Origin of the sequence: Myxococcus sp. AB025B, from assembly GCF_006518215.1 — a bacterium.
Taxonomy (GTDB): Bacteria; Myxococcota; Myxococcia; order Myxococcales; family Myxococcaceae; genus Myxococcus; species Myxococcus fulvus.
Genome location: NZ_SRLW01000125.1, coordinates 19,354 through 27,706 on the forward strand (window position 1 = coordinate 19,354; position 8,353 = coordinate 27,706).

The window sequence follows — 8,353 nt, forward strand, 5'->3', positions numbered from 1 at the left end:
CGCCCCCTCCGCCGGAATCGCGCGGGTGCGAGGCCGTGCGGAATCCGGGCTCGGGAGTCGTGGGGAGGCAGCAACGATGAGACGTCTGTTCTGGGTGGCGTGGGTGGCGGTGGCGTTGGTGGTGGGGACGGGATGCGAGCGCCCGTCGTCGCAGCGGGCGAAGAGCGCCTTCGTGGTGCGCCCCGAGACCATCGACTTCGGCCCCGCCGCGCTGGGCCGCACCAAGAGCTTCAAGCTGAAGGTGACCAACGGCGGCCGCGCGTCGTACCGCGTCGAGGGCGTCACCTCCACCATCCCCAATGTCACGGTGCCGCCGTTCGAGCCCTTCACGCTGGGCGCCGGCGCCGAGCGCGAAATCGAGGTGCACTTCAAGCCCGAGGTCGAGGGCTCGGTGCAGGGCTCGCTGGAGCTCATCACGGACGCGGACGCCCAGGGGCAGGTGCCGGTGTCCGGCCGGGGCGTGAAGGCCTTCGTGGAGGTGCCGCTGACGGAGCTGGACTTCGGCAACGTGGCCATGGGCTTCGTGGAGATGCGCCAGGTGACGGTGAAGAACCCCTCCGACGTGGAGACGCCCTTGGCGGTGTCGGTGCAGGGCGCGGACCTGGACCAGTTCACCGCGGAGCACGGCGAGGCGCCCACGCTGGCGCCGGGCGAGGAGCGGGTGTTGTCGGTGGCCTTCGCGCCCCGTCGTCTGGGCGCGGCCGCGGCGGAGCTGCACATCGCCGTGTGCGAGGGCTGTGAGCCGGCGGTGGTGCCGCTCAAGGGCATGGGCGTGGCGTCCAAGCTGGAGGTGACGCCGCTGCGGCTGGACTTCGGGCGCGTGGCGCTGGGCGCCAGCGCGGAGCAGTCCATCACGGTGCGCAACCAGGGCACCGAGTCCCTGCGCTGGTCCGGCGTGGAGCTGCAGCTCAACCCGGGCGGCGTGTACCGCGTGGTGAGCGAGCCCGTGCTCAGCGGCGGCCTCCTGGCGGCGGGCGCGAGCGTGGAGGTGCGCGTGGCCTTCACCCCGGTGGTGCTGGGGCGCGCGGGCGAGGGGCGCGTGGAGGTGGGCGTGCGCGAGCAGGGCTCCTCCGCGCCGGGCCCCAAGGTGTCGCTCGCGGGCGAGGGCGGCACGTCCTGTGTGGCGGTGAAGCCGCGTGATTTGGACTTCGGCGTGGTGGCCGAGGGCATGACGGCGACGCGGCCGGTGGAGGTCATCAACCGCTGCCGTGACAGCGTGCTCGTCAACAACCTGAACCTGACGACGGCGCAGGGTGGCTACTTCACCCTGGCGCAGGCGCCGGCCAGCGTGACGGTGCCGGCGGGACAGTCGGCCTTCGTGGGCATCACCTTCAGCCCGCGCGTGGGCGCGGCGGGCCGGAGCGAGGGGCAGCTCGCGGTGAGCGTGCGCGCGGGGAGCACCACGTCCACCGAGGGCGTGACGCTGCAGGGCGAGGGTCGCGCGTTCAAGCCGTGCCAGTACTCGCTGCCGCAGCAGCTGAAGTTCGGGAAGGTGCCGGTGGGCGCGGAGGTGGGGCTGGGGGTGACCTTACGCAACACCGGCACGGAGGCGTGCTACCTGGCGTCCATGCAGCTGGTGTCGGGCTCGGACCCGTCCTTCCTCGCGCAGCCGGTGCCCAACCACGTGCTCGAGCCGGGCCAGAAGGCGACGCTGGTGGTGCGCTTCAAGCCGGAGGAGGAGGGGCCCTTCGAGGGGCTCGCGGAGGCGTGGGTGAACCACCCGACGCTGGGCCACCCGCTGGTGTCGCTCGTGGGGGAGGGCGTGAAGGGCTGCTTCGCGCTGCAGCCGACGACGGTGGACTTCGGCGTCGCCAAGCTGTCGTGTGGTCCTCGCACGCGGGAGCTGGTCGCCATCAACGAGTGCATCGGCCCGGTGAAGGTGGCCGGCATGACGCTGGAGCAGTCGGGCGAGGAGTTCTCGGTGCAGTCGGCGAACGCCTTCCCGTCCTCCATTGCCGCGGGCGGACGGGTGCGGCTGACGGCGCGCTACACGCCGACGGACGACGGCGACGACGCGGCGGCGGTGCGCTTCCGGCTGGAGGATGGGAGCGAGTACACGGCGGGCCTCTTGGGCCGGGGCGTGACGAAGGCGGAGCAGACGGACCGCTTCTTCCAGGAGTCGAAGGCGAAGGTGGACGTGCTCTTCGTGGTGGATAACTCGGGCTCGATGATGGAGGAGCAGCAGAGCCTGGGGCAGAACTTCGCGGCCTTCCTGAGCGCGGCGAGCGCGGCGGCGGTGGACTACCGCATCGGCGTCACCACGACGGGCCTGGACGAGTCCCCGGGCGGCTGGTCCGAGTGCCCGGGCGGCGCGCAGGGCGGCGAGAACGGGCGCCTGTTCCCCGTGGACGGCTCGCGCCCCCGCATCATCACGCCGGACACGCCCAACGCGGCCGCGGTGTTCGCGGACAACACCCGCGTGGGCGTGTGTCACTGGAACGAGCAGGGCCTGGACGCGGCGCACCGCGCCCTGTCGGACCCGCTGCTCTACAACCTGGATGACGCCCGCACGCCGCTGCCCAACGACGGCAACGGCGGGTTCCTGCGCGAGGACGCGAAGCTGGCCATCATCTTCCTGTCGGACGAGGAGGACTTCAGCTCGCAGCCGGTGTCCTTCTACGAGACGTACTTCCTGGCGCTGAAGGGCAACGACAAGGCGAAGCTCAGCATCAACGCGATTGTCGGCCCCATGGACCTGGCCACCTGCCCCACGTCGAGCAGCGCCGGCAGCCGCTACATCCAGCTGGCGAACACGACGGGCGGCGTGGTGGAGAGCATCTGCACGCCCAACTGGGCCGCGTCCCTGGAGAAGCTCTCCAACAGCGCCTTCGGCCCCAACCGCAAGTTCCCCCTGTCGGAGGAGCCCGCGGACACCACGCGCATCGTCGTCCACGTGGACGGCGTGCAGGTGCTGTCGGGCTGGGAGTACGACGCGCGCACCAACAGCATCATCTTCGACCGGGACTCCGCTCCCGCGCCGGGCTCGCTGGTGGAGGTGACGTACCCGCTGGGCTGCAACTAGCGCTCACCCGGTGCGAGGGGTGACGGCGCCGCGCTCCTTCGTGGGGCGCGGCGCTCCGCGTTCCAGGGCGCTACTCGGTGGTCGTGCCGCCGGGGTAATGGTGCACGGAGGGCTGCGAGCTCGTGGGGGAGTCGTCCGGCGAGCTGGGGTCCCCGCTGGGGCGCGCTGTTCGGAAGAGCCGCCCGACGAGGTCTCGGAAGAAGCTGAGGACTCGCGGGAGGCCGCCACGCTCCGGACCCACACCGAGGGCGCTGGTGTCGTCGCTGGTCGCCTTCACCGGCGGTGGTCGCTCGAAGGTCGAGCTGTCACTCGGGGCGAGAGGCCTTCCGCCCGAGGGCGCCTGCTGCACGGGGGCGCGTGCTGGCCCGGAAAGCGCGGACCTTCGCGCGGAGAGGGACGACAGGCGGATGGGGGGCGACATGGCGACCTCCAGGTTCGGGGCTTCGGGGGTTGAATCATTCTCTTGGAATGCGGGTCTCGAGTTGCACGTGGGTCTGTTTCCAGTCGGAGACCTCCCGCGCCTGGTGGCGATAGGCCCTGCCCGCGGCGGTGAAGGCCGCGAGCGCCTCGTCGGCCAGCGCCGCCGCCCGGGGGCGCGCCTCGCGGGTGCTCCACAGCGCCTGGGCCAGGACGAAGCGGACCTCCGCCTCTCGCGGGGCGCTCCACCCGAGGGGCTGCATGATGTCGAGCGCGCGCTCGGCGGCGAGGCGCGCCAGCTCCGATTGTCTGGTGGCCAACCTGGCGCGCGCCAGCTCCACCAGCGTGGAGACGAGCCGGGGCTGGCGCGGACCTCCCTCGACCTCCTTGCGCGCGAGCACCTGCTCCAGCTCGGAGAGCGCCTCGCGGGCGCGTCCCGCCCGGCGGAGCACCGAGGCGCGCTCCTCGCGTGTGCCCGTCGTGGCGACCCCGAGCTTCTCCTGGAGCGCCAGCACCCGCGCGTAGCCCTCGAGCGCCGCGTCCAGCCGTCCCCGGCGCGCGTCGAGCGCGGCCAGGCGCTGGAGGGACTGCGCGTGCTCCGTGTGTTGCTCACCGAACACCCGGGCCGTCCTGCGCAGCGCCTCCCCGTGGTGGTGCTGGGCGCGCTCGAAGTCCTCGAGCTGCTCGTACAGCCGGCCCAGGTCATTGTGGAGCCGGATGGTGGCTAGGTGCGCGTCGCCGAGCGTGGCCTCGCGCAGCGCGAGCGCCTCCACGTAGAAGGGGAGCGCGGCCTCGGGGCCCTCCAGCAGCCGGTGGACGTCACCCAGGAACAGCAGGGTGTTGGCGACCAGCGGGTGGTTCGGACCGAGGTGCTTGCGCTGGATGGCGAGCGCCCGCTCGTAGAGTGGCAGCGCCTCGCGGTGTCGGCCCTGGCGCGTGCGCACGAGGGCGAGGTTGGAGACGACCTTGCCGGTCTCCAGGTGGTCGGCGCCCAGCGTGCGCTCGCGCAGGGCGAGGGCCCGCTGGTAGTGCTCGAGCGCCTGGGGGAGCTGGCCCTCGCCGAAGTAGACGAGGCCCAGGTGGTTCTCCAGCCTCCCGGCGATGTCCTCGTCCGTGCCCACGCGCTCCAGCAGCGCCCGGGCCTGCGCGGCGTGCTCCAGGCCGCGCTTCATGTCGTCCAGGTCGTAGCCGAGCACGACGACGAGGTCGGTCGTCGCGCGCAGCGCCAGGACGTCGTGACGCCCGGCCAGCGCGGCGCGCACGGCCTCGGTCCAGTGTCGCTCCGCCTGCTCATGCGCGGCGAGCCGGTACGCGAGCCAGCCGGCCACGTGCAGCACCTCCGCCTCCAGCGGGCGGTAGGCCAGCGCGCGCGCCTGCGTGAGCGCCGCCTCCGCCTCCGCCTGGCCTAGCTGGTAGCGCCCCGTGTCGAGGAGGACCTGGGCTCGTGACAGCCGGCGCCGCGCCTCCACCAGGCGGGCGTGGGCTTCGGGGGCGCGGGGCTCGGGCGCGAGCGAGAGGATGGACTCCACGCGCGCGCAGTCGGAGACCGGCGCGAGCCCCAGCGAGGCCTCGGCGGCCTTCTGCACCAGGGCGGCGTCCGGGTGCTCCAGGGCCTCGGCCAGGACATCGAGGGACTGGCGCCGCGTCTCGAGGCAGGCCATGCGCAGCGCGAGCACGGTGTCGGGCTGCTCGTGGCGCACGTGGGTCGCCTCGCATGTCTCCGTGTAGGCCTGCTCCCAGCCGCGGCGGTAGTCGTGCAGGTTCCTCGCGACGCCGTCCGCGGTGGTGGCGGCCAGGGGTGTGCCGGTGGCGAGCAGCGCCGCGCGCACCTTCGCCTCCCGGGCCTCGCTCCAGGTGGGGGCCATGCGCGCGGCGGCGCCGCCGCACGGGGCGGGCTCGGGTCGCAGCAGCGGCCAGAGCGCAAGCGGCGTGAGCACGGCGAGCGCGCCGAGCAGCGCCCATCTCCCCGTGCGTCGTCGCGTGGGGTCCTTGCGCAGCGCCTCCAGCAGCGCCTCCATGGAGGGATGACGCTCCGAGGGGGCGACGGAGAGGCCGCGCAGGACGACGCGGCGCACCCAGGCGGGGCAGTCGGTGTCCTGGGCCGGCGCCTGGAGTCGCTGGAAGTCGGGCGGGTGTCCTCGCGCGAAGGGGCGGACGCGGAAGAGGGCTTCGTACAGGGCGACGCAGAAGCTGAACTGGTCGCCCCGGGCGTCCAGGGGCTCGCCGTTCCATTGCTCGGGCGGCATGTAGGCCGGCGTGCCCACCAGCGAGCCGGTCCGGGTGAGGACGGTGTCCTGCTCGCGCGCGCCCTCCACCGGGGGCGGCGTGGGAGTGGACGCGGACGCCTCCTGGAGCTGGAGCCGCGCGAGGCCGAAGTCCGTCACCCGCGCGCGGCCCCGGGCGTCGATGAGCACGTTGTCGGGCTTGAAGTCGCGATGGACGAGCTGCGCGGCGTGGGCGGCCGCGAGCCCCTGGCCCGCCTGCTGGAAGAGGTCCAGCACCTGGCGCCAGGAGCGGGGCGCGGCCTTGAGCCACTGGCGCAGCGTGAGTCCCTCCACGAACTCCATGGCCATGAAGAGCTTGCCGTCCACGGTGCCCACGTCGAAGACGGTGATGACGTGGGGATGGGACAGCCGGGCCACGGCCTGGGCCTCGCGCAGCAGGCGCTGCTCCAACTCGCGGGCGCCGGAGCCCTGCAGGGGGCGGACGAGCTTCAGGGCCACGCGTCGGTCGAGGTGGGGATCATACGCGCTGAGCACCATGCCCATGCCGCCGGCGCCCACGCGGTCCAGGACCACATAGCGTCCGAGCTGGGCGCCTCGGGGGGGCACGGGCTCGGGGACGCCCGGCTTGCCGGTGTCCACGCGGGGCTCGGCGGACTGCCTCAGGGTCGTGGCGCGCGCGGCGCCGCGGGCGGCTTCGCCCACCAGCGCGAGGCAGGCCGAGCACCCCTCCACGTGCGCCTCGACGTCCCGGGTCCGGGCCGGGTCGAGCGCGCGCTCGCAGTACGCCACCAGGGTGTTCTCGTCGGGACAGTTCATGGCCTCAGCGCAGCAGGTGCCGCACGCTCAACTCGAGCCCGCTCAGCAGCGTGCGGGCCAGGCTGTTCAGCTCCTCCGAGTCGTCGACCTGGAGCCGTCGTCGCAGCTCCTCGTGCGTGCGCTCGGTGAGGGTGTCCCGGGCGGCCTTGAGCCAGCGGGTCATGGTGGCGCGGCTGACGCCATGCAGCCGGCCGATGTCCTCCACGCCCACGTTCTCCACGAGGTGGAGTCGGAGGAAGGCGCGCTCGCGAGGTTCCATCGAGGCGAGCGCCGCGGCGATGGAGTCCGCGATGTCCTGGTGGTGTCGGTGCTTCAGCGCGGCGAAGGAGGCGTCCTGGGCGGGCAGGAGCGCATCCCCCAGCGCGACGTCGGGGGCCGCGCGCTCACGCAGCTCCGTGAGCGCCAGCCTCAGGGCCACGGTGCGGACCCAGGCCTCGAGTGGGCCGCGGCCGTCGTACTCGGCGAGGCGGGGTGGGGCGCCGTCGCGGGGGAGGAGCAGTCGCTCGCGCAGCCGCTGCATCGCCTCGTCGACGACGTCGGGGGCCATGCGCCGCCGCGCCAGCGCTTGCCGGGCGGCGGGAAGCAGGCGGCGCTCGAAGAGGACGAGCGCCGCGGGGAGGCCGTGCGCGCAGGCGCAGGCGAGGTAGAGGTCCTCGACGTGACACGCCGTGGAGGAGGGGGCTTCGCCGTGGCGCGCGCGCAGGTGGGCGAGGAAGACGTCCCGTTCGAGCACCACGCCGGGCCAGGCGGAGCTGGCTCGGTGGAACAGGTCCTCGTCGGGGCGGGGCGGCTCCATGCCCGGGGGAGTGTACAACGCGCGCTGCCTATTCGAGGCCGAGGTGCTCGCGCACCACGGCGGCGTAGTCGTAGACCTGCTGGAGGTAGCGCGCCGAGTCATTCTCGGAGGGAGGGGCGTAGCGGTAGACGAGGCCCTGCCAATCACCGGAGTCGATGAAGTCGCGGTAGTGCGTGCCCAGGAGCTTGAAGTAGGCCTCGATGCCCTGCTCCATCGTGGGCCAGCCCGCGAAGCTGCCGGCCGCGCCCGAGGACGTGAAGGCCTCGTGGGCGCCTTCCTGGCCGACGAACTTGAGGTTGCCGGGATTGTTGTGCTCGTGGGACAGGCCGGTGGTGCCCCACTGGGACTCCTTCCACAGCATGGCGAGCGCGAGGTCGATGGGGACGTCGTACTGCTCGGAGAGCTGGAGCAGGTGCTCGCCCTGGCCCGCGAAGCCCGTCTCCGCGAGGGACCAGGCGCCGGGCGCGAGGCGGAGGGACTCGAGGTGCTGGCCCTGCGCGGACGCGGTGGGCGCGGTGGGGGCGGCCGGACTGACGCCGGGCGGTGGGTGGATGGCGGTGGCGAAGCCCCCGGCGTGGTGCTCGGCGAGGAAGCGCGAGAGCTGCTCCGGCGTCAGCTCGCGGCAGGTGCTGGACGGGTCGTGGACGATGAAGTTGCCCTCGGGCGTCATGCCCGTCACGGCGATCCAGTGGCCGCCGGAGAAGTTGCCGGAGGCATAGGGCGGCTGCTCGTTGGCGAGCATGACGCTGCTCTCGCCGTTGACCGCGACGAGGTTGCCGGCGGCGAGCTGCTGTTGGATCCAGCTCACGTCGGAGCCCGCGTGGGTCTCCGAGGTGAGGCCCATGTTCGTGGCCATCTGCTCGATGCCGACGTAGCCGGTGCCCTCGGCGCCCATGCCGATGGAGTTGGCGAGCTGGTTGATGAAGGCTCCGTCGGAGAGCCCTCCGCCGAAGCCATAGCCCTTGAGGATCATGGCCATGGTGGTCGGGCCGCAGTTGGAGTTGCGGTTCCAGTCGTCCTCGGTGCCCTCGGAGGTGATCTGGTTGATGTAGGGCACGGGGTACATCTCCCCGGGGG

The 8,353-nt window shown here is 73.0% G+C and carries 4 protein-coding genes; 1 reads left to right on the top strand and 3 read right to left on the bottom strand.

Features of this window, described 5'->3' with window-relative positions; all coding sequences use genetic code 11:
* Nucleotides 1-76 precede the first annotated feature (76 nt).
* Nucleotides 77-3,022 (top strand): choice-of-anchor D domain-containing protein, encoded by a 2,946-nt coding sequence (locus FL311_RS21420; protein WP_141327513.1) that lies wholly within the window; start codon nt 77-79, stop codon nt 3,020-3,022.
* A 455-nt stretch (nt 3,023-3,477) separates the two neighbouring features.
* On the opposite strand, the gene FL311_RS21425 is transcribed toward FL311_RS21420, so the two are convergent.
* The 3 genes from FL311_RS21425 to FL311_RS21435 all read right to left on the bottom strand — a co-directional run.
* A complete protein-coding gene (locus FL311_RS21425) occupies nt 3,478-6,480 on the bottom strand; it encodes a serine/threonine-protein kinase (RefSeq protein WP_141327514.1) in 3,003 nt (1,000 codons plus the stop codon).
* Nucleotides 6,481-6,484: 4 nt separating this feature from the next.
* Nucleotides 6,485-7,276: a sigma-70 family RNA polymerase sigma factor gene (locus tag FL311_RS21430; RefSeq protein ID WP_194869300.1), complete on the bottom strand. Its 792-nt coding sequence runs from the start codon at nt 7,274-7,276 to the stop codon at nt 6,485-6,487.
* Nucleotides 7,277-7,304: 28 nt separating this feature from the next.
* A partial coding sequence (locus FL311_RS21435; protein ID WP_228556990.1) for a C39 family peptidase occupies nt 7,305-8,353 on the bottom strand: 1,049 nt, incomplete at its 5' end.

What these genes read in the sequence shown, in the direction of transcription:
- FL311_RS21425 (WP_141327514.1), bottom strand. Translation starts at nt 6,480, where the DNA reads ATGAACTGTCCCGACGAGAACACCCTGGTGGCGTACTGCGAGCGCGCG.
- FL311_RS21430 (WP_194869300.1), bottom strand. Translation starts at nt 7,276, where the DNA reads ATGGAGCCGCCCCGCCCCGACGAGGACCTGTTCCACCGAGCCAGCTCC.
- FL311_RS21420 (WP_141327513.1), top strand. Translation starts at nt 77, where the DNA reads ATGAGACGTCTGTTCTGGGTGGCGTGGGTGGCGGTGGCGTTGGTGGTG.